Source organism: Pseudonocardia yuanmonensis, from assembly GCF_039542425.1.
In the GTDB taxonomy this organism is placed as follows: domain Bacteria; phylum Actinomycetota; class Actinomycetes; order Mycobacteriales; family Pseudonocardiaceae; genus Pseudonocardia; species Pseudonocardia yuanmonensis.
The window spans coordinates 201566-222292 of record NZ_BAABIC010000008.1; the positions used below are offsets into that span (position 1 = coordinate 201566).

At 73.5% G+C, this 20727-nt stretch carries 23 protein-coding genes; 4 read left to right on the forward strand and 19 right to left on the reverse strand.

Annotated features, from left to right (window positions below; genetic code table 11):
- Positions 1-3 precede the first annotated feature (3 nt).
- The 9 genes from ABD990_RS14290 to ABD990_RS14330 all read right to left on the reverse strand — a co-directional run bounded on the left by ABD990_RS14290 (position 4) and on the right by ABD990_RS14330 (position 6225).
- Positions 4-477 carry an SRPBCC family protein gene (locus tag ABD990_RS14290; protein ID WP_345380952.1) on the reverse strand — a complete coding sequence of 158 codons (474 nt, stop codon included), beginning with the start codon at positions 475-477 and terminating at the stop codon, positions 4-6.
- Entirely contained in the window at positions 474-830 is a 357-nt protein-coding gene (locus tag ABD990_RS14295) for a DivIVA domain-containing protein (RefSeq protein WP_345380953.1), read from the reverse strand. Before ABD990_RS14295 ends, ABD990_RS14290 begins: the two co-directional genes overlap by 4 nt.
- A gap of 51 nt (positions 831-881) precedes the next feature.
- Complete coding sequence (locus ABD990_RS14300) at positions 882-1832, reverse strand: glucosyl-3-phosphoglycerate synthase (RefSeq protein ID WP_345380954.1); 951 nt, start codon at positions 1830-1832, stop codon at positions 882-884.
- Between the two features lie 236 nt (positions 1833-2068).
- Positions 2069-2881, reverse strand: a complete 813-nt coding sequence (folP, locus tag ABD990_RS14305) for a dihydropteroate synthase (RefSeq protein ID WP_345381023.1) — start codon at positions 2879-2881, stop codon at positions 2069-2071.
- Between the two features lie 65 nt (positions 2882-2946).
- Positions 2947-3585: an LOG family protein gene (locus ABD990_RS14310; protein ID WP_345380955.1), complete on the reverse strand. Its 639-nt coding sequence runs from the start codon at positions 3583-3585 to the stop codon at positions 2947-2949.
- A complete protein-coding gene (locus ABD990_RS14315; protein ID WP_345380956.1) occupies positions 3585-4352 on the reverse strand; it encodes an LOG family protein in 768 nt (255 codons plus the stop codon). The genes ABD990_RS14310 and ABD990_RS14315 overlap by 1 nt, the downstream gene beginning before the upstream one ends.
- A gap of 37 nt (positions 4353-4389) precedes the next feature.
- Positions 4390-5463 carry a succinyl-diaminopimelate desuccinylase gene (gene dapE, locus ABD990_RS14320; protein ID WP_345380957.1) on the reverse strand — a complete coding sequence of 358 codons (1074 nt, stop codon included), beginning with the start codon at positions 5461-5463 and terminating at the stop codon, positions 4390-4392.
- A 22-nt stretch (positions 5464-5485) separates the two neighbouring features.
- Positions 5486-5911 (reverse strand): SRPBCC family protein, encoded by a 426-nt coding sequence (locus tag ABD990_RS14325; RefSeq protein WP_345380958.1) that lies wholly within the window; start codon positions 5909-5911, stop codon positions 5486-5488.
- On the reverse strand, positions 5908-6225 hold the full coding sequence (locus tag ABD990_RS14330; protein ID WP_345380959.1) for an ArsR/SmtB family transcription factor: 318 nt from the start codon (positions 6223-6225) through the stop codon (positions 5908-5910). Before ABD990_RS14330 ends, ABD990_RS14325 begins: the two co-directional genes overlap by 4 nt.
- A gap of 1131 nt (positions 6226-7356) precedes the next feature.
- Between ABD990_RS14330 and ABD990_RS14335 the strand changes: the two genes are divergently transcribed.
- The 3 genes from ABD990_RS14335 to ABD990_RS14345 all read left to right on the forward strand — a co-directional run bounded on the left by ABD990_RS14335 (position 7357) and on the right by ABD990_RS14345 (position 9879).
- Positions 7357-7914: a helix-turn-helix domain-containing protein gene (locus ABD990_RS14335; RefSeq protein WP_345380960.1), complete on the forward strand. Its 558-nt coding sequence runs from the start codon at positions 7357-7359 to the stop codon at positions 7912-7914.
- Positions 7915-7943: 29 nt separating this feature from the next.
- Positions 7944-8879 carry a 2,3,4,5-tetrahydropyridine-2,6-dicarboxylate N-succinyltransferase gene (gene dapD, locus ABD990_RS14340; RefSeq protein WP_345380961.1) on the forward strand — a complete coding sequence of 312 codons (936 nt, stop codon included), beginning with the start codon at positions 7944-7946 and terminating at the stop codon, positions 8877-8879.
- Between the two features lie 61 nt (positions 8880-8940).
- Positions 8941-9879: a CHAD domain-containing protein gene (locus ABD990_RS14345; protein WP_345380962.1), complete on the forward strand. Its 939-nt coding sequence runs from the start codon at positions 8941-8943 to the stop codon at positions 9877-9879.
- A 100-nt stretch (positions 9880-9979) separates the two neighbouring features.
- On the opposite strand, the gene dapC is transcribed toward ABD990_RS14345, so the two are convergent.
- Positions 9980-11068: a succinyldiaminopimelate transaminase gene (gene dapC / locus ABD990_RS14350; protein WP_345380963.1), complete on the reverse strand. Its 1089-nt coding sequence runs from the start codon at positions 11066-11068 to the stop codon at positions 9980-9982.
- Positions 11065-11391, reverse strand: a complete 327-nt coding sequence (fdxA, locus tag ABD990_RS14355) for a ferredoxin (RefSeq protein WP_345380965.1) — start codon at positions 11389-11391, stop codon at positions 11065-11067. The genes dapC and fdxA overlap by 4 nt, the downstream gene beginning before the upstream one ends.
- A 101-nt stretch (positions 11392-11492) precedes the next feature.
- On the opposite strand from fdxA, the gene ABD990_RS14360 reads away from it, so the two are divergent.
- A complete protein-coding gene (locus tag ABD990_RS14360; RefSeq protein ID WP_345380966.1) occupies positions 11493-12494 on the forward strand; it encodes a GNAT family N-acetyltransferase in 1002 nt (333 codons plus the stop codon).
- Here ABD990_RS14360 and ABD990_RS14365 read toward each other — a convergent pair.
- From ABD990_RS14365 to ABD990_RS14400, 8 genes are all read right to left on the reverse strand, one after another.
- Positions 12491-13303 (reverse strand): hypothetical protein, encoded by an 813-nt coding sequence (locus tag ABD990_RS14365; protein ID WP_345380967.1) that lies wholly within the window; start codon positions 13301-13303, stop codon positions 12491-12493. The two genes, ABD990_RS14360 and ABD990_RS14365, sit on opposite strands and share 4 nt — an antisense overlap.
- A complete protein-coding gene (locus tag ABD990_RS14370) occupies positions 13300-13707 on the reverse strand; it encodes a hypothetical protein (protein WP_345380968.1) in 408 nt (135 codons plus the stop codon). The genes ABD990_RS14365 and ABD990_RS14370 overlap by 4 nt, the downstream gene beginning before the upstream one ends.
- The gene (gene mshB / locus ABD990_RS14375) at positions 13707-14588 is read right to left on the reverse strand and encodes an N-acetyl-1-D-myo-inositol-2-amino-2-deoxy-alpha-D-glucopyranoside deacetylase (RefSeq protein ID WP_345380969.1); all 882 of its coding nucleotides are present in this window, start codon (positions 14586-14588) and stop codon (positions 13707-13709) included. The genes ABD990_RS14370 and mshB overlap by 1 nt, the downstream gene beginning before the upstream one ends.
- 17 nt (positions 14589-14605) lie before the next feature.
- Complete coding sequence (locus tag ABD990_RS14380; protein WP_345380970.1) at positions 14606-15637, reverse strand: ABC transporter ATP-binding protein; 1032 nt, start codon at positions 15635-15637, stop codon at positions 14606-14608.
- A complete protein-coding gene (locus ABD990_RS14385; RefSeq protein ID WP_345381024.1) occupies positions 15634-16749 on the reverse strand; it encodes an ABC transporter ATP-binding protein in 1116 nt (371 codons plus the stop codon). Before ABD990_RS14385 ends, ABD990_RS14380 begins: the two co-directional genes overlap by 4 nt.
- A gap of 44 nt (positions 16750-16793) precedes the next feature.
- Positions 16794-17711 (reverse strand): ABC transporter permease, encoded by a 918-nt coding sequence (locus ABD990_RS14390; protein WP_345380971.1) that lies wholly within the window; start codon positions 17709-17711, stop codon positions 16794-16796.
- A complete protein-coding gene (locus ABD990_RS14395; RefSeq protein ID WP_345380972.1) occupies positions 17704-18684 on the reverse strand; it encodes an ABC transporter permease in 981 nt (326 codons plus the stop codon). The genes ABD990_RS14390 and ABD990_RS14395 overlap by 8 nt, the downstream gene beginning before the upstream one ends.
- 153 nt (positions 18685-18837) lie before the next feature.
- Positions 18838-20574, reverse strand: a complete 1737-nt coding sequence (locus ABD990_RS14400; RefSeq protein WP_345380973.1) for an ABC transporter family substrate-binding protein — start codon at positions 20572-20574, stop codon at positions 18838-18840.
- Between the last annotated feature and the right edge of the window lie 153 nt (positions 20575-20727).

The window sequence follows — 20727 nt, forward strand, 5'->3', positions numbered from 1 at the left end:
ACGTTACGCGGCCCCTCCGACACTTTCGGCGAGGCGGGCGAGCCGCCGCAACGACCACCGGAACCCGGCCGCGGTCAGCGGTTTGACGAGGGGCCAGCCGAGTGCGCCCAGCCGGCCGAACGGCAGCTCGAGCCCCTCGGTCCAGGTGAACCGGCAGCGGTCCTCGCCCTGCGCGGCGACGACGAACGAGCTGTCCCCGGTCACGACGAGCCCCGTGTGCCGGACGTCGACCCGTCCGCCGCCCTCCGGAGCGGGCTCGAACGCGGTGACCGTCATGGTGTCGACGACACCGACGTCGCCCACCCCGGTCACGGCGACGACGACGGAGCCCGGCGACCGCCCGTCCCCGGACACCACCCGCACCCGGGTCGCGAGGATCCACTCGCGCTGCCGCTCCCAATTCGTGACGAGGTCCCAGACCGTGGCGGCCGGCGCGGCCACGGCGACGGCGACCACCAGGTCGCGGCGAGCCCTCACCGGTCCCCCTCCGCCCGCGGCCGGGCGGCGGCCTCCAGCTCGCGCACCCGCAGCGCGAGGGCGTCCCGCTCGTCCGTCAGCCGGTCGCGCTCGTCCGCGGCCCGGTCGAGCTCCTCGGCCAGCCGGTCGAGCACCCAGTCCACCTCGCCCATCCGGTAGCCGCGCAGCGCCTGCTGGAACCGCAGGTCGCGGACGTCGTCGCCGCACACGGCCCCGGCGGGCAGCCGGGTGGGCGTGGCGCCGGGCGGCAGGGGGGCCAGCTCCTCGCCGCGGCCGAACACCAGGCCGGCGAGCACGAACACCGCCGCCGCCACCACCGCGACGACGAGCAGGTAGATCAGCGCGGTCCCCACCCGGGCATCACATCACGGGCGGGGACGGCGCGCGAGCAGACCCGCTGCGGGTCAGGCGACCTGGTCCGGGGTGGCGACGAGCGTGCGCATCGGCGGCCGCTCGGTGGGGTCGAGCTCACGGCTGTTCGGCACCCACTCCCCGCCGACCTGCACGAACTGGGTGAGCGCGGCACCGGTGTCCGGCAGCCCGGAGCGGCGCAGCGCCGTGGCGGTGATCTGCCGCGACATCACCCCGAGGTCCATCAGGTTGCGGTTGCGGTGCTTGCGCACACCCAGGTTGACCTGCGCGATCGCGTCGAGCCCCAACGAGGCGACGGTGTCGAGCAGCAGCCCGATCTCCACGCCGTAGCTGGTGGCGAACGGCACGGCCTCGAGCAGCTCGCGGGTGCCCGCGTACTCCCCGCCCAGCGGCTGGACGATCCCGGCGAGCTCGGGCCGCAGCGCCGACAGCAGCGGCCGCGCGACCAGCTCGGTCACCCTGCCGCCGCCGTGGTCCAGGGCGCCGCTGTCGCTCACCTCCAGCCGCAGCGGACGCCGGTAGAAGCCCTTGACCAGGTGGACGCCGCCGGCCAGCAGCAGCGGGCCGAGCAGCGACGGCACGAACCCGGGGTCGAAGTCGACCAGGTCCGAGTCGATGAAGCAGATGACGTCGCCGTCCGTGGCGGCCAGCGAGCGCCACAACACCTCGCCCTTGCCGGGGACCGGGTCCAGGTGCGGGAGGACGTCCGTGCGCAGGGCCACCCGCGCACCGTTCGCGCGGGCGATCGCGATGGTGTCGTCGGTGGACCCGGAGTCCATGACCAGCAGGTCGTCGACCAGGGGCCGGTCGCCCTCCGTGAAGGGCCGGATGCCGGCGACGATCGCCCCGATCGTCGCCTCCTCGTCGAGGGCGGGGAGCACGACGGAGACCTTGCGGCCGCGCTTCGCGGCGATCAGGTCCTCGACGGTCCAGTCGGGCGTCTGCCAGGTGCGGCGGGCGAACCAGTCCTCGGTGATGGGCATCATGGTTCTCCTCGGGTGCGTCTCGGGCGTGGTCTACGCGAGGGACGGACGGACAACTCGATGGAGCGGGGTCGGGCGAAGCGGCGGGGTGAGCACCGGCTGCGCCCGATTAGTTCGGGCTCCGATTACTGCGGCGGTATCCGACGGTTACGGAGCCGTTAAGAGCATCGGAGCGGTTCCGTGAACGGAGTGGCGTCGACGCTCAAACCATTCTTCCGGGTGATTCGGGTCCCTTTCTAGGCCAGCGCCCGCACCGCGCGGGTCGGCGGGCGAGTACCCGTTATCGAGGCGACCATGTCCAGGACGCGCCGGGTCTCCGCCACCTCGTGCACCCGGAACACCCGCGCCCCCGCCGCCGCGGCCAGGGCCGTCGCCGCGAGGGTGCCCTCCAGCCGGCCGTCCACGCCGGCCCCGAGGGTCTCGCCCACGAAGTCCTTGTTCGACAGGGCCATCAGCACCGGCCAGCCGGTCGCGACGAGGGCGTCGCAGTGCCGGAGCAGGGCGAGGCCGTGCCAGGTGTTCTTGCCGAAGTCGTGCGTCGGGTCCACGAGGATCCCCTCGCGGGGCACGCCGAGGGCCAGCAGCCGCTCGGCCTGGCGCGTGACCTCGGCGACCACGTCGGCCACGACGTCCGCGTAGCGGACCCGGTGCGGCCGCCGGCGGGGCACCGCTCCCCCGGTGTGCGAGCAGACGATCCCGACGCCGGTCTCCGCGGCCACCTCGGCCAGGGTGGGGTCGGCACCCTGCCAGGTGTCGTTGAGCAGGTCCGCGCCCTCGGCGACGGCCAGCCGGCCGACCTCGCCGCGCCAGGTGTCCACACTGATCACGACGTCCGGGTGCCGCTCGCGCACCGCGGCCACGAAGGGCACGACCCGGCGGACCTCCTCGTCGACGTCGACGACCGCACCCGGGCCCGCCTTGACCCCGCCGATGTCCACGATGTCGGCCCCGTCCGCGACGGCGTCGTCCACCCGGGCCAGGGCGGCGTCGTCGGCGAAGGTGGCACCCCGGTCGTAGAAGGAGTCCGGCGTGCGGTTGACGATCGCCATCACCAGCGCGCGGTCGCCGGCCGGGGTGCGGGTGCCGAAGCGCAGCGGCGGGAGTGCGGGCGTGCTCACGCCTGCGATCGTGACACGGACGCGCCGTCGACGGCGGCGGCCGGACCGGCGGGAGCGGCCGGGGCGCACGCGTCGAGCGCCTGGTCGACCGTGCGCGCCACCACGATCCGCTCCATCGGCGCCCGGCTCGAGAACCCGGCTCCGGCCAGCCCGGACACCCAGTCGAGCAGGCCGGACCAGTGCCCGTCCGGATCGAGCACGACGACCGGCTTGACGTGCAGCCCGAGTGCGCCGGCCGACCAGACCTCGAACAGCTCCTCGCACGTGCCGATGCCGCCGGGCAGGGCGAGGAACGCGTCCGCGTGCGCCTCCATCAGGGCCTTGCGTTCCCGCATGGTCTCGGTGACCAGCAGCTCGTCGGAGTCGTGGTCGGCCCACTCGCGCTCCACCATCGACCGCGGGATGACGCCGACGGTGCGGGCGCCGCCCTCCCGCGCCGCGATCGCGACGGCGCCCATCATGGAGCGGCGGCCGCCACCCGAGACGAGCGTCCAGCCTCGGGCGGCGACGGCCGTGCCGGTCTCGGCGGCGAGGTCCAGGTAGCGCTGCGGCACCCCGTCCGAGGAGCCGCAGTAGACGCACACCGCGTGCGGGTCGCGCCCGCCGTGCTGGATCGCCGCCCCGTCGACCGTCATCAGTGCGCTTCCTCCCAGGCCCGGTAGGCGTCGTGCACGACCTTCACGGCGTCGTCGACGTCGTCGGTGACGTGCAGGAGCGCCAGGTCCTTCTCGCCGATCTTCCCCGACTCGAGCACCGGCCCGGCGATCCAGTCGTAGAGGCCCTGCCAGTAGTGGCTGCCGAGCAGCACCACGGGGAACTTGGTGACCTTCTTGGTCTGGACGAGCGTGAGCGCCTCGAAGAGCTCGTCGAGCGTGCCGAAGCCACCGGGGAGGCAGACGAAGGCCTGCGAGTACTTGACGAACATCGTCTTGCGCACGAAGAAGTACCGGAAGTTGATGCCGAGGTCGACCCAGTCGTTGAGGCCCTGCTCGAACGGCAGCTCGATGCCGAGCCCGACCGACAGCCCGCCGGCCTCCTGGCAGCCCTTGTTCACGGCCTCCATCGCGCCCGGCCCGCCGCCGGTGACGACCGCGTACCCGGCCTCGGCGAGCGCCGTGCCCAGTGCGCGGCCCACCGCGTACTCGTGGTGGTCGCGCGGCGTGCGGGCGGAACCGAAGACCGTGACGGCGCGGGGCAGCTCGGCGAGCATGCCGAAGCCCTCGACGAACTCCGCCTGGATCCGCATGACCCGCCACGGGTCGGTGTGCACCCAGTCGCTGGGGCCCCGCGAGTCGAGCAGGCGCTGGTCGGTGGTCGTCGGTTCCATCTTCTGCTCGCGGCGCAGCACGACCGGGCCGCGCAGCCTCTCGTCCGGACGGGACCCGGACCCGTTGGCGCTCATGAACGCCAGCGTACGGAGGGGGCGTGAACGGGCAGGGTCAGGCCAGGAAGGTCCGCAGCACGTCCGTGCAGCGGGCGATGGTCCGGACGTCGACGTGCTCGTCCCGGGTGTGCGCGAGGTTGGGGTCGCCGGGCCCGTAGTTGACGGCCGGGATGCCGAGGGCGGCGAAGCGGGCGACGTCCGTCCAGCCGAACTTGGCCCGCGCCGTCGCCCCCGTGGCGGCGAGGAACTCCTGCGCCGCAGGCTGCGACAGGCCGGGCAGCGCGCCCGCGGACGAGTCGGTGAGGGTGACGTCGAAACCCGTGAGGACCTCGCGGACGTGCTGTTCGGCCTGCTCGACCGACCGATCCGGTGCGAACCGGAAGTTGACGGTGACCACGCATTCGTCCGGCACGACGTTGCCGGCGACCCCGCCCGCGACCCGCACGGCCTGCAACCCCTCGCGGTACTCGCAGCCGTCGATGTCGACCCGCCGCGGGGTGTAGTCGGAGAGCCGGCGCAGGACCTCGCCCGCGTGGTGGATCGCGTTGTCGCCCAGCCAGGAGCGCGCGGAGTGGGCCCGCCGCCCGCTGGTGCGGACCTCGACGCGCAGGGTCCCCTGGCAGCCCGCCTCGACCTCGCCGTCCGTGGGCTCGCCGAGGATCGCCAGGTCGGCGGCGAGCCAGTCCGGGTGGTTGCGCTCGAGGCGGCCGAGGCCGTTGCGGACGGCCTCCACCTCCTCGCAGTCGTAGAACACCAGGGTGAGGTCGTGCCGCGGCTCGGTGAGGGTGGCGGCGAGGTGCGCGAACACGGCGTCGCCAGCCTTCATGTCGCTGGTCCCGCAGCCGTGGAGGAGGTCACCCTCCCGGCGGCTCGGCAGGTTGTCCGCGATCGGCACGGTGTCGAGGTGCCCGGCCAGCAGGACCCGGCGCTCGCGGCCGAGATGCGTGCGGGCGAGGACGGCGTCGCCGTCCCTCAGCACCTCGAAGTGCGGCGCCTGGGCGCGCAGGGCGGCCTCGACCGCGTCCGCCAGCGCGCGCTCCTCCCCGGACACGCTGGCCACGTCGACCAGCGCGGCGGTCAGCGAGGCGGGGTCCGCGGTCAGGTCCAGGGTGACGGTCGGGGTGCTCACGCCGCCCACTGTTCCACGGGCGTCACGGCGTGGCGTCCGCCGTCTCCCCCTCCACCAGCGCGGCCAGTCGCGGCAGCACCTCGTCCCGCCAGCCCGGGCCCATCCGGTCGAAGGCGAAGCGGCCCTGCCGGTCGTCGAGGTCGAAGCCGGAGTGCTCCAGGAGCAGCCGGGTCCCGCGACCCTCGGGCACCAGGGTCCAGGTCAGGGTCCAGGTGCCGTTGAAGGTGTAGACGAAGCGCTCGGGCTCGCGGACCTCGAGCACCTCGCAGGCCACGTCCCCCCACCCCGGCATCCGCAGCGTGAAGCGGTGCCCGACCTCGGCCGCGACGTCCCCCGGCGCCCACCACCGGGCGAGCAGCTCGGGCTCGGTGAGCGCGCGCCACACCTTCTCCGGCGGGCCGGCCACGAACTGGTCCACGGTCACCGCCGCGATCAGGTTGCCCTTCATTCGTCCTCCATGTCGTTCTCCACGAGATCGGCGAGGTCGCGCAGGCGGCCACGCCAGTAGTGCTCGAAGGGCGCGAGCCACTCGCCGATCTCGGCCAGCGGCTCGGCCCGCAGGTGGTAGTGCCGCTGCCGCCCGCTCGGCTCGTCCCGCACCAGCCCGGCGCGCCGCAGCACCGCCAGGTGCTCGGCGACGGCCGGTCGGCTCAGCGCGAACTGCCCCGCCAGGTCCCCGGCCGTGCGGGGGCCGCCCGCCAGCAGCTCCAGCAGCCGCCGACGCACGGGGTTCGCCAGCGCGAGGAAGACGTCGTCGGGCACGGCGACGATGATGCGTCGGGAACTTCCGACATGTCAACTCCTTCCGACGCTTCTAGGCCGGAGGTTCGGGGTGGGGCGGCGAGGTGCTCCCGTATCCCGTATCCGCGTGCAGCCGAGCAGACGCCCGGGTGGCGGAGCCCGTAGGGGGTAGCCGGCGAGCGTGCACGCCGCTGAGCGAGCGCGTGGACCGGATGGCCACACCGACCCTTCACTTCCCAGGCCCAGCAGGGTTGCGGAACGACATTTGCAGTGCTCGCGGATACGCACTCAAGGGGCGTCATCCAGGCGAGGACGGACGCCCGATTGCCCGAGCCGTCAGGGGGCAGCCGATAAATGTGCACACCGCAGCGCGCACGTGGACCCGCGGCTACGCCGACCCTTCACTTCCCAGGCTCGGCAGGGTTGCGGAACATTTGCAATGCTCGCGGATACGCACTCAGCCGAGGACCCACGTGGGCGTCGAGACCGCCGACCGAAAGCGAGCCCACCGCCTGCTCGGAAACGACCGCCCCGACGGCGGCCGCCCCTCCGGCGCACGCATATCAGCCAGCATTGCAAATGTGTTCCATGAACCCTCCGGCCCGGAGGCGTGCGCCCCGGACGAGATGACCGTCGACGGAACGCGCCACCGCCACCAGCCCGCCGCCCCGGACGCGTATACGCGAGCACTGCAAATATGCCACCTAGAGCCTCCGAGCTGGAGAAATTCGGCTCGGGCCGGGCGACCGTCGAGGCTTACTTGGGTCGGGCGATCGTCGACAGGAGGGCGCCAGCGCCACCGGCCCGTTCCTCAACGCGGATACGCGAGCACTGCAAAGGTGCCCCCGCACACCCACTGACCCGGCGAGAGGCCATTGCGGACCGGACGGCCGTCGACAGCAAGCGCGACCCGACGATCCGGCCCGCCGGGCCCGCACGCGGATGCGCAAGCACTGCAAAGGTCGTTCCAGAACAACCCTGACCAGCCCGAGCCGAGCCGCGCCGGCGGCGGTCGAGCCCCAAGGCACACGACCCCGACAGAACCCCGACCCTCCATGGTCCCGGCGGCGCGACAGTCCACATCCGGCCACGCCCATCCACAACCTGCTCGTCCTTCTCCGCGAGCCATCCCGCGCCCTGCACAGTCGGTCCATGAGCGACGCATCCGAACCCCGCCCGGACCAACCCGCCCCCACCGAGGACCCCCAGCACCGGCCGCCGCCGGGCCCGCTGGACGTCTCGGGGCTGGTGCGCTCCGTCCGACGCCGGGCAGACCTCAGCCAGCGTGAACTCGCGCAGAAGGCCGGCGTGGCCGTCTCCACCGTCGGGCGGATCGAGGCGGGGCGGCTCGTGCCGACGGTCGCGGCGCTGGAGCGGCTGTTGGCGGTCGCCGGGCTCGCGCTGGTCGCCGTGGACGAGCGGTACGTGCTCGTCGAGCCTCAGCGGGACGTCCCGCGCGACGGGATGCTCGACGGGGGCGGACGGCGGTACCCGGCACACCTCGACGTGATCGTGCAGCCGCGCTCGGGCGAGTGGTGGGGGGACAAGTACGGGCTCGCCCGCCCGCCCGAGACGTACCACCGCAGTCGGGCCTACCGGGACAACCAGCGGTACCGCTCGCAGTGGGAGACCCGGGTGCAGCAGTTCCGGACCGCGCGCCGACCGCTGACCGCCGAGGAGTGGCTGCGGCGGCACCCGGAGGAGGGCTGAGCGGGGCGAGCGGATTACATTCGACGCCCGTGAGCACCGAGTTCCGCACCGATCCCGCCTCCGGCACCGGCCTGGCCACCGTCACGGCCGACGGGACCGTCCTCGACGTCTGGTACCCGGCCCCCGCGCTGGGCACGGACGCCCCCGACACCTCGGCCGACCTGGAGCCGCTCGCCGGGGAGGACGCCGACCGCGGGGTCACCCTGCGGGTCGTGCGCACGGAGATCGGGTCGCTCGCCGACAAGCCGGTCGACGCCGCGGACGTCTACCTGCGCCTGCACCTGCTGTCCGGACGGCACGTGACGCCGCACGAGGTCAGCCTCGAGGGTCAGTTCGGGCTGCTCGCGAACGTCGCGTGGACCAACTTCGGCGCCTGCGCCGTGCCGGGCTTCCAGCTCGTGCGCGCGAAGCTGCGGGCCCGCGGGCCGGTCACCGTGTACGGGGTCGACAAGTTCCCGCGCATGGTGGACTACGTGCTCCCCTCCGGCGTCCGGATCGCCGACGCCGACCGCGTCCGGCTCGGCGCCCACCTCGCCGAGGGCACCACCGTGATGCACGAGGGCTTCGTCAACTTCAACGCCGGCACGCTGGGCTCATCCATGATCGAGGGCCGGGTGTCGGCCGGGGTCGTCGTCGGCAACGGCTCGGACGTCGGCGGCGGCGCCTCGATCATGGGCACCCTGTCCGGCGGCGGCACCGAGGTCATCTCGATCGGCGAGCGCTGCCTGCTGGGCGCGAACGCCGGCATCGGCATCTCCCTGGGCGACGACTGCGTGGTCGAGGCGGGCCTCTACGTCACGGCGGGCACGAAGGTCGCCCTGCCGGACGGCACCACCGTGCCCGCCCGCAGCCTGTCCGGCCAGAACGGGCTCCTGCTGCGCCGCAACAGCCTCTCCGGCGCCGTGGAGGCCCTCCCCCGGACCGGTCAGGGCATCGCGCTCAACGAGGCCCTGCACAAGAACTGACGGCCACCGGGCCCGGATCGGCGGAGTCCTCGTTCACCTCCGTCGACTACGGTGCCCGCTCGTGTCCGCTCCCAGCACCTCCCCGCCCGTCGCGCTCACGAGCGCCGATCTGCCGGTCCCGCTGACCGCCACGCCGACCGACTCGGCGGTGCACCACGTCCGCGCCGCCCTCGACCTCCGGCTGCGGGCCCTGCTCGCGCACGACCCGGGCACGCGGGACGGCGGCGACATCGAGGACCTGCACCAGATGCGGGTCGCGGTGCGGCGGATGCGGGCGGCGCTGAAGACCGCCCGCCCGCTGCTCGACCGCACCTGGGCGGACGGGCTGCGGGCGGAGCTGGGCTGGCTCGGCCGGGCCCTCGGGCCCGTCCGGGACCTGGACGTCCTGCTGCTGCGCCTGCGCGGCGAGATCGCGACCCTGCCCGAGCGTGAGCGCGAGGCCGGCGAGCAGCTCGTCGCCGCCCTCGTCGCCGAGCGTGAGGTCGCGCGCGCGGCGATGCTCGCCGCCCTGGAGTCCGGCCGGTACCGGGCCCTGCTCGAGCGGCTGGCCGACGCGATCCGCCTGCCGCTGCCCACGCCGTCCGCGACCCGGGCACAGCCGGAGCTGATCGACCTGGTGCGGGCGGAGGTGCGGCGGCTGCGCAAGGCCGTGCGCCGCGCCGGCGACGACCCGCCGGACCAGACGCTGCACGACCTGCGGATCCTCGGCAAGCGGGTGCGCTACACCGGCGAGCTGGTCGAGCCGATGCTCGGTGCGACGGTGAAGCGGCTGCTCAAGGCCACCGCGGGGCTCCAGGAGGTGCTCGGCGACCACCAGGACGCCTGCGTGGCCGCGGAGCGCATCCGCGGGCTGCTCGACGGCCTCGGCGAGTACCCCGACGCGCACGTCGTGTTCGTCGCGGGCCGGCTCGTCGAGCGGGAGCGGGCCCGGGCGACGGAGAAGCGCGGCGAGTGGTGGGCGGCCTGGGAGCACGTGGCCGCCCGCGCCGCCGAGATCTGACCGGACGGGACCCGGGCGCGGCCGCCGGACCCGCCGGCGGCCGCGAGACCCGGCCCGCAGGCCCCCGAACGCCCCGGAGGCCCTGGAGCTCCTCCAGGACCTACAGGCCCTCGAGCCGTCGCACCGCCTCGTCGATCCGCTCGTCCGTGGCCGTGAGGGCGATCCGGACGTGCCGGGCGCCCGCGGGCCCGTAGAACTCCCCCGGTGCGACGAGGATGCCGCGCTCGGCCAGCGACCGGACGGTGTCGCGGCAGGGGCGGTCCTCGGTCGTCCACAGGTAGAGCCCGGCCTCGGAGTGGTCGATCCGGTAGCCGGCGCGCTCGAGGGCGCCCCGCAGCCGGGTGCGCCGCTTCTCGTAGACCTTGACCTGCTCGGCGACGTGCGCGTCGTCCGCCACGGCGGCCGCGAGCGCCGCCTGCACCGGGAACGGCACGATCATGCCCGCGTGCTTGCGGATCTCCAGGAGGGTCCTCACCAGCGCCGCGTCGCCCGCGACGAACGCCGCGCGGTACCCCGCCAGGTTCGACGTCTTGGACATCGAGTGCACGGCCAGCAGGCCCTCGTGCCGGCCCCCGCTCACCTCCGGCGAGAGCACGGAGGCGACCGGCGCGCCGAAGGACAGGCCCAGGTAGCACTCGTCCGACGCCACGACCGCGCCGACCGCCTGCGCGGCCTCCACCGCTGCGCGGAGGGCGGCGGCCCCGAGCACCCGGCCCGTGGGGTTCGACGGCGAGTTCAGCCACACCAGCTTCGTGCCGGCGGGCGGGGCCTCGCCGTCGGCCAGCCGGACCACGGACGCGCCTGCCAGCAGCGCGCCCACCTCGTAGGTCGGGTAGGCCAGCTCCGGCACCGCGACGACGTCGCCCGGGCCGAGGCCGAGCAGCGTCGGCAGCCACGCGACCAGCTCCTTGGAGCCGATCGTGGGCAGCACGGCGGCCGGGTCGGCACCCATGACGCCGAAGCGGCGGGTCAGCGAGTCCGCGATCGCCTCGCGCAGCGAGTCGGGCCCGTACGTGGTCGGGTAGCCGGGCTCGTCCGCGGCCGGGCCGGTCAGCGCGGCGCGGACGACGGCCGGAACCGGGTCGACCGGGGTGCCGACCGAGAGGTCGACGATGCCGCCGGGGTGACCGGCGGCGAGCGCCTTGACGTCGGCGAGGGAGTCCCAGGGGAAGTCGGGGAGCGCGATCACTCGTCGTGCTCGACCGGCGCCATGCTCTTGATCGGCTCCGGGTCGGCCTCGGTCAGCCCGACCTTCGAGGCGCCGCCGGGCGAGCCCAGCTCCTCGAAGAAGTCCGCGTTGGCCTTGGTGTACTGGCCCCACTGGTCCGGGACGTCGTCCTCGTAGTAGATGGCCTCGACCGGGCAGACCGGCTCGCAGGCACCGCAGTCGACGCACTCGTCGGGGTGGATGTACAGCATGCGGGCGCCCTCGTAGATGCAGTCCACGGGACATTCCTCGATGCACGCCTTGTCCTTGAGGTCCACACAGGGCTCGGCGATCACGTACGTCACGGAAGGTCCTCCACAAGCGGGCGCTGTTCTGGCGCGGGCGTTCTCCGTGGCAGGTTAACCCGCGGGTACCGGTCCACACACGGGAAGGCAAGCCTCACTCGATGGCTCCTGACGAGCACTCCGGGACGCCCGGGATCACCGCGCTGATCGACGCCGCCCTGGGTGAGCGGGTCGCGCTGCGCTACCGGATCGGCGAGCGGGAGGGCCGCCCGCTGCACACCGACGCCGTCGGCCCGCTGTCGGACGGCGGGGCGGGCACGGTCGTCGTCGACACCCGGAAGGGGCCGGTGCAGGTCGACCAGACCGCCGTCGTCGCGGTGCGGGTGGTGCCCCCGGCCCCGGCCCGCCGGGCCTCGTGGAGCGCGGTCGCCCGCCTGGAGAACCTGTGCGCGGACGCCTGGCCGGCGCTGGTCGACGAGCCCCTCGGCGGCTGGCGGCTGCGCGCGGCGGGCGGGTTCACCGGGCGGGCGAACGCGGCGCTCGCCGTCGGGGATCCGGGCCTGCCGATCGCCGCGGCGCTCGACCGCGTCCGGGGGTTCGCGGCGGAACACGGCATCCCGGCGCGGCTGCAGACACCGATGGGGTCCCCCTGGTCCGAGTCCGCGAAGCGGGAGGGCTGGGTGCTCGACGGCGGGCACGAGGCGGGCCCGGAGGTCGCGGTGCTGGTGGCGGATCTCAGGGGCCTCGCGGCCGCGGCGGCGCCCGCCGTGGACGTCACGCTCACCCCGAACCCGACCGAGGACTGGTGGGCCGTCACCGGCGCACCCGCGAGCAAGGCTCAGCGACACGTCCTCACGGCCGCGGCGCGGCCGGGGTTCGCGGTGGCCCGGGCGGCGGACGGGACGCCGATCGGGGCGGTGCGCGCCGCTGTCGTCGCGGACCACCTGCACCTCTCCCGGCTCGCGACCCGACCGGAGGCCCGACGGCGGGGCGTCGGCACCGCGCTGACCGCGGCCGCGGCCGCGTGGGGCCGGGAGCACGGGGCGCGGTGGGCGGTGCTGCAGGTCGCACTGCACAACGAGGCCGCCCGCGCCTTCTACGCCCGCCTGGGCTGCACCGAGCACCACCGCTACCACTACCTGGGCCCGGGCCGAGCGGGTTAGACCTTCGCGCGACCCCGGCCGGCGAGCCAGCGCTGCGCCTCGCGGGCCGCGCGCTTGAGCCCGGACCACTCGCCGAGGTACTTCCCCACCACCCCGACGACCGGCAGCATGCCGAGCGCCTCGTGGTAGAAGCGGCCGCGCGGGCGCTTGTCCAGCTCGTCCTCGACCGAGTACAGCGCCCGGCCGAGCCGCCACACCGCCGAGCCGATCTTCGCCCCGGTCGGCTTCCGCTCCGTGGCGAGGTCCCCCTCGATCTCCGCGGCCCGGGCGTCCGCCGCGGCGTCCTCGGCGGCCGACGGCCCGCCGCGCAGCTCGGGCTTGCGCCGGAACAGCACCCAGGCCAGCAGCGAGACCAGCTCGTCCTCGTCCGCGACGCCGTGTTCGCCGGCCACGGCGACCAGCAGCAGCCCCTGTGCGGCCGCGCCGACGGTCGCGCCGACGGGCAGCGTGCGGGCCAGCGCGCCGCCCAGGCCGGGGATCGCGGCGACGGCGGTGGCGAACCGGCCGACCCGGTAGATCCACCACTTCTGCCGCTCGGCCACGTCCATCTGCGCCCAGGCGGCGGTGCCGGGGACCTGGGCCGAGGCGAGCGCGTCCAGCAGCTTGTCCCGCACGGAACGGTCCGCGTCGCCGGTCGTGTCCTCCCCCCGGTCCCTGCCGTTCACGCCGTTCTTGCCGTTCGCGCCGTTGCGGCCGCGCAGGCCGAACGGGTCCGACTCGCGCAGCGCCGACAGGATCGGCCGGGTGGCCCGCACGAAGGGTCGCAGGATGCCGACGACCGCCGCGTCGGAGATGGGTCCGTCGCTCACGACCGGATCATGCCGTGCGGATCGCCGCCGCGCTCGGCGGAGCGACGTACCCGCCGCCGGTCGGCGGCCTCGACGACCCGGCGCAGCGGGACCAGCCCGGACAGCAGGCCCGCGACCAGCAACAGGAGCGACTGCCAGGTGGCCGGCAGCACGACGTCGCCGCCCGGGCCGGCGAACCCGAGCACGCCGACGACCGCGATCCAGGCCACCAGGGGCGACGCCGCCACCACCGTCGCGGTCGACACCTCCGCGGCCGCGTGGATCAGCCACGGCATGGTGAGCAGCGCCAGCACCGTGCCCACCGGGACCGGCACCGGCCCGATGTACAGCGGCTGGAGCAGCAGCTCGAGCGCGGCGAGCAGCACGGCGGCCCCCAGGACCACCCCGAGCGTGAGCCACCGCATCAGGCGAGCCCCGCGAAGAGGTCGTCGGCCGGCGCCGGCCCCGCGCCCGACGCCAGGGCGTACTCCTCGACGTCGATCAGCGGCTGGGCGACGTCGTTGCTCATCGCGAAGGCCACCGCCCCGTCCCCGGCCTCCCACACCGCGATCTGGGTCTCGTGGGCGCGCATGGCCGCGACGACGGCCGCCCGGTGGGCCGAGACGTCCAACCGGGTGGTGACGACGGCGTCGGGCACGCTGGGCAGCTCGTCCGGCCCGGGGAACCGGAACGGCATCCCGGGCAGGTCCTCGATCCCGGCGAGCCCCGCGGCGAGGGCGGAGCGGGAGCGGACGGCGTGGAAGACCCGGGCGACGACCTCCGGGCGGGCCTTCGCCGCCGCCGTGGTGAGGGCGTGGGCGCGGACGTGGTCGGGGTGGCCGTAGCCGCCGTCGTCGGCGTAGGAGACCACGACCTGGGGCCGCAGCTCGTCGACGACGGCGAGCAGTTGCGCGAGCTGCTCGTCGAACGCGCCGGGCGCGGCGAGGGCCCGCGGGTGCAGCACGGCCGGCGTGACCGCCCGGGTGCCCTCGCCGTGCTCCATGCCGCTGTCCCGCCAGCGCCCGAGCCCGCCCAGGAACCGGTGCTCCGGACCGCCGAGGGCCGCGAGGGCGCCCGCGAGCTCGTGCACCCGGTACCCGCCGAGCTGGTCGCCGCGGTCCGGCGCGAGCTCGCGCAGCTCCGGCGGGATGACCTCGCCCTCCTCGCCCAGCGAGCACGTCAGGACCACGCACGCCGTGTCGGGGTCGGTGGCGTACCGGGCGATGGCGCCGCCGGTGGTGAGGGTCTCGTCGTCGGGGTGCGCGTGGACGAACAGGATCCGGCGGGCGGGGAGCGCGGGGAACACCGGCGGAGCCTACGTCCTCAGAGCAGCGCCCTGCGCTCGGCGTAGTGGCAGGCCACCGGGTGCCCCTGGCCCCGCTCGACCAGGGCGGGCGGCTCGTCGACGCACCGCGTCCGCTCCGCGTCCGTCAGCTCGCTCGCGAACTTCGGGCAGCGGGTGCGGAACCGGCAGCCGCTCGGCGGGTTCGCCGGGCTGGGCAGGTCCCCGACGACCGTGATCCGCTCCCGGGCGCGCTCCTTGCGCGGGTCCGGCAGCGGGATCGCCGAGATCAGCGCCTGGGTGTACGGGTGCGCCGGGCCCGCGAACAGCTCCTCGGCCGTCCCCGTCTCCACGACGGAGCCCAGGTACATCACCGCGATCCGGTCGGCGATGTGCCGCACCACCGACAGGTCGTGGCTGACGAACAGGTACGACAGGCCCAGCTCGGCCTGCAGCTCGTCGAGCAGGTTGAGCACGCCGGCCTGGATGGAGACGTCGAGGGCGGAGACCGGCTCGTCGAGCACCAGCAGTTTGGGCCGCAGCGCGAGCGCGCGGGCGATGCCGATGCGCTGCCGCTGCCCGCCGGAGAACTCGTGCGCGTACCGGTTGCCGTGCTCCGGTTTGAGCCCGACGGTCTGCATCAGCCGCCGGACCTGCTCCCGGCCGTCCTCCCGGTAGAGCCCGTGGATCCGCAGCGGCTCGGCGATGATCTCGTTCACCGGCAGCCGCGGGTCCAGCGAGGCGTACGGGTCCTGGAACACGATCTGCAGCTCGCGGCGCAGCGCACGCATGTCCGCGCGGCCGATCTTCGTGAGGTCCCGGCCCTTGTAGAGCACCTCCCCCGACGTCGCGGGCAGCAGGTTGAGCACCACCCGCGCGGTGGTGGACTTGCCGCAGCCGGACTCGCCGACGAGCCCGAGGGTCTCCCCCTCGGCGATGTCGAACGAGACGTCCGAGACGGCCTGCACCGCGCCGATCTGCCGGCGGACCAGGCCCTTCGACCGGATCGGGAAGTGCTTGACGACGTTGCGGACGCTGAGCAGCGTCCGCGTGCCCTGCTCCACGGTGGTCACGCGCGGGCCTCCCCGTCGGTCCCGGCGCTCTCGGCCGCGGCGGCGAGCCCGGCCAGCGCCTCGTGGTCGGCGACCTCGCTGTCGAACACGTCCGTCGCCTCCTGGCCCTCGAGCGTCTCGGCGTAGTGGCAGGCGGCGAGGTGCCCGGGGCCGGTGGTCGCCCGCAGCTCCGGCTCGCTCTCGTCGCACCGCTCGGTGTGCTTGGGGCAGCGCGGCCCGAACGGGCAGCCGGGCGGCATGTTGACGACGGACGGCGGCGACCCCGGGATCGGGGTGAGCCGCTCGCTGGGCCGGTCGAGCCGCGGCAGGCTGCCGAGCAGGCCCAGCGTGTAGGGCATGCGCGGGGTGTAGAAGACCTCCTCGGCGGTGCCGACCTCGACCGGCTTGCCCGCGTACATGACCATCACGCGGTCGGCCTGGCCCGCGATCACGCCCAGGTCGTGGGTGATGAGCACCATCGCGGCGCCGGTCTCGTCCTGCGCCGCCGCCAGCGCGTCGAGGATCTGCGCCTGGACGGTGACGTCGAGCGCGGTCGTCGGCTCGTCGGCGATGATCACGTCCGGGTCGTTCGCCATCGCGATCGCGATGACCACGCGCTGGCGCATGCCGCCCGAGAGCTCGTGCGGATAGGAGCTCGCCCGGTCCTTCGCGTTGGGGATCCGCACCTTGTCGAGCAGCTCGACGGCGCGATCCGTCGCGGCCTGCTTCGACACGTCGTGGTGGGCGCGGACGGCCTCGGCGATCTGCGCCCCGACCGTGTAGACGGGGTTCAGCGAGGTCATCGGGTCCTGGAAGATCATCGCGATCCGGGAGCCCCGGACCCGGGTCATCTCGGCCTCGGACAGCGTGAGCAGGTCCCGGCCGTCGAACCGCACCGAGCCGGTGACCTGCGCGGTGTTCGGCAGCAGCCGCATCACCGCCATCGAGGTCACGGACTTGCCGGAGCCGGACTCGCCGACGATGCCGAGCACCTCCCCGCGGTGCAGCTGGTAGTCCACCCCGCGGACGGCGCGCACGGGCCCGTCGGCGCTGGGGAAGGTCACGTCGAGGCCGGAGACCTCGAGCACGACGTCGCCGGCGCGACCGCGCGCGCGGCTCCCGTTCGGGGACAGGTCGATGTCCTCCGCCGTTGCCCTCGGTTCGCGGGCGTACTCGCTCACTGGCGCACCTTCGTCTGCTGCGGGTCGAACGCGTCACGCAGGCCGTCGCCGATGAAGTTGATCGTGAGCGCGATGACGATGATGAACAGGCCGGGGAAGTAGAACAGCCACGGCCGGGTGGTGAGCGCCGTCTGCGCCTCGCTGACCAGCAGGCCGAGCGAGGTGTCCGGCGGGGTGACGCCGAAGCCCAGGTAGGACAGCGAGGTCTCGAGCAGGATCGCCAGGGCCACCAGGATCGTCAGGTTGACGAGGATCGAGCCCAGCGCGTTGGGCACGAGGTGGCGCAGGATGATCCGCGTGTCGCTCGCGCCGAGCGCCTTCGCGGCCTCGACGAACTCCTTCTCCCGCAACGACAGCACCACGCCGCGCGCGACGCGGGAGACGTACGCCCAGTAGAGCCCCGCGATGACCAGCGCGATCAGGTACCAGGTGCCGCCGAAGTTGTGCGCCAGCATCGCCGCGACGGCGATCAGCGGCAGCGTGAGCACCAGGTCGGAAATGCGCATCATGATCGTGTCGACCTTGCCGCCGAAGTACCCGGCGACCGAGCCCCACAGCGTGCCGACCAGCGTGGCCAGGATCGCGACGGACACCGAGACCTGCAGCGAGATCCGGGTGCCGCGCAGCACCTGGGCGAACTGGTCGCGGCCGGCCGAGTCGGTGCCGAAGGGGTGGTCCGGCGAGGGCGGGACGGAGTTGTCCGGGGTGTACTGGCCGGCGTCGTACTTCCAGAGCCAGCCGCCGACGTAGGCGAGCAGGATCAGCGCGACCAGCACGCAGAGGCTGACGACGGCCGCACGGTGCTGCAGGAACCGCCGGAACACCAGCTGCGCCTGGCTGCGCTCCTCGACCGTGAACTCGCGATCCGCCGCGGGCGCGGGGGCGGTGCCGGTCCGGGTGGTGGTGTCAGGCATAGCGGATCCTGGGGTCGAGGACGCCGTAGAGCAGGTCGGCGATCAGGTTGAAGGCGATGACCACGGCTGCCGCGACCAGCAGCCAGGACGCCGTCGCGTAGACGTCGTTGCTGCGGATCGAGGTGACCAGGTAGTCGCCCATGCCCTTCCACTGGAAGACGTTCTCCGTGACGACGGCGCCGCCGATGATCGAGGCGATGTCGAGCGCGGTGACCGTGGTCAGCGGGATGAGCGCGGTGCGCAGCGCGTGCTTGACCATCACGGTGCGCCGGGAGAGCCCCTTCGCGCGGGCGAGCCGCACGTAGTCGGAGTTCATCACCTCGAGCATCGAGGCGCGGGTGAAGCGGCTCCACGCGGCGTAGGAGATCAGCGCGAGCGAGATGGTCGGCAGGACCATGTGTCCGAGGATGTCGAGGACGTACGGGCCGAAGCCCTGCGGCGGCGGGACGGACGCCTGGCCGATCGTGTAGATCGCCTGGTCGCCGACGGCGAGGTTGAAGCTCACGCCGGCCTGCTTGAGCAGGATCGCGAACCAGAAGGCGGGCATGGCCAGGAACAGGAAGCCCAGGAAGGTGGCCGCGTAGTCGAACTTCGAGTACTGCTTGACGGCCGTCAGGACGCCGATCACCACCGCCAGGATCAGCGCGATCACCATGGCCAGCGCGATCAGCCGGATGGTGACCAGGAAGCGGTCGCCGAGGTCGTCGCCGATGTTCGCCGTCGACACGACCGAGGGGCCGAAGTCGCCGCGGAACAGGCCGCCGAGCCACGAGAAGTAGCGCTCGACCAACGGCTGGTCGAGGTGCAGCCGCAGCCGCTCGGCCTCGATGACGTTGGGGGGTGCCGGCGGGTTCTTCTCCCGCAGCGGCGCGAGCGGGTCGGCCGACGCCGAGCCCAGCGCGAAGATGATGAACGACGCGACGATCAGGACCGGTATCGAGTACAGGATCCTGCGCACGGCGAAGGCGAGCATGCGGATGTGCTTCTTCCGACTCGTGGTGGGAGCACGGTCCGCTCCGCTCGTGGCGGGGCGGGCCGCCGTCTGAGCAGGGTAACCCCGGGGGCGGGCCCGGGCCGGGCGGCCGACGCGTGATCGGCCCGCCCGGGCCCGCCCCCGGTTCTCACGTCATGAGCCGGAGCGGATGCCCCACTCGGCGGTGTTGTAGGTGATCCCGTCGAGCGACGCGTTGTTGCGGACGTTGCCCAGCGTGTTCTGCACCGCGGCCAGGGTCGGCTTCTGGTACAGCGGCAGCACGTAGGCGTCCTCGGCCATGATCCGGTCCGCCTCGTTCAGCTTGGCCCGGGCGTCGTTGATGTCCGTCGACGCGGCGGCCTCGTTGATCAGCTGGTCGGTGACCGGGTTGACGTACTTGCCGTAGTTCGACCCCGAGTTCGACAGCCACAGCTGCTGCGCGCCGCCGAACGGCGCCGGCGACATGATCCAGCCGAACACGATGACGTCGTAGTCGCCCGAGCTGGTGGTGGTGCCCAGGCTGTCCGTCGTCGAGATCTCGACGTTCACGCCGAGCTGCTTCGCGTACTGCTGGAACAGCTCGCACTCGGTCTGCCGGACCGCGTTGCCGACCGTGTAGCGCATGCGCAGCGGCGGCACGGCCTGGCCGTTCGGCGCGACGAGCGCGGTGCCCACCCCGGTGTAGCCGGCGTCGGTCAGGATCTTCTTGGCGCGCTCGATGTCACCCGAGCCCTGCCCGGTGGCGGTCAGGTTGTCCTGGTAGCCCTCCTGCTGGGGCACGAACATCTTGTTCTGCAGCGGCTTGATGTCCGGATTGAACTGCCCGACCGTCTTGGCGATGATGTCCTGCGTGTTCACCGCGGTGTAGAGCGCCTGGCGCAGCGCCTTGTCCGCCAGGAACGGGTTCTGCAGGTTGAAGTCGAAGTGCTCCCACGACAGCCCGGCCGCCTGGTGGTTCGAGACGTTCGGGATGTTGTTCAGCTGGTTGACGATGTCGACCTGCGGCTGCGGGAACAGCGCCTGGACCTCGTTGTTCTGCAGGGCCAGCGGCTCCTGGGTGGCGTCGGTGATCACCCGGATCACCAGCCGGTCGAGCTTGGGCTTGGTCGCGCCGTACCACTGCGGGTTCGGGACCAGCGTCAGCGCGACGTTGTCCTGCCAGTTCTCCACCTGGAAGGGACCGGCCGAGTAGTTCGGGGGCGTCCTGCCGAAGTACCCGAACGCCGCGGCGAGGCCGTCGGGCGAGTTCAGGTCACCCTGCTGCGCGCCGATGTGCGCCGGGTACAGCGGGGCGGCCGAGTTGAACAGGCTCTGCCAGTCCGTGTACGGCTTCGACAGCGTGACCGTCACGGTCTTCCCGTTGTCCGAGCCGGTCACCGCGGTGACCTGGTCGTAGCCGCCGTTGCCGGCCGTCTCGCAGGCCGGGCAGTCGCGGGTGTTCTGCCACTTCCAGCTCATGGCGAAGTCGTCGGCGGTGACGGGCGTGCCGTCGTTCCACACCGCGGCCGGCTTGATCTTGTAGACGATCGTCGTCGGGTTCGTGAGCTCGGCCGAGTCCAGCAGGTTCTCGTTGAGGGTCGGCTTGAGATCGGGCGAGGTGTAGAAGGCGTAGGTCAGCAGCGGCTTGGTCGCCATGCCGGTCCAGTCGACGTTGCCCTCGGACGAGATGACGTTCCAGTTGTCGATGTTCTTCTCGGAGGCCAGGGTCACCGTCCCGCCCTGCTGCAGCTGGTCCGCCGGGACGCTGTTGCAGGTGTTGGGGTTGGTGCTGCAGTCGCCGTAGACCCCGCCCGAGCTGCCACCGGCGCCACCACCGCCACCGCAGGCCGCCAGGACAAGGGTCGCCGCCGTGGCGACCGCGGCGGCCGCGGCCGCCCTCGTTCTCTTCATGGACTTCCTCGATCTCTCGCCTGTCCCGGCCCGGTCGGGCCACCGGGATCGGGGCACTTCGACCCTTACCGCGTGCCGTCCATGTGGCGGGCGGCCGCCCGATCCCTGCGCAACTTAGGAACCTCACAGCCGGGCCCGCCAACACTGTCGCCG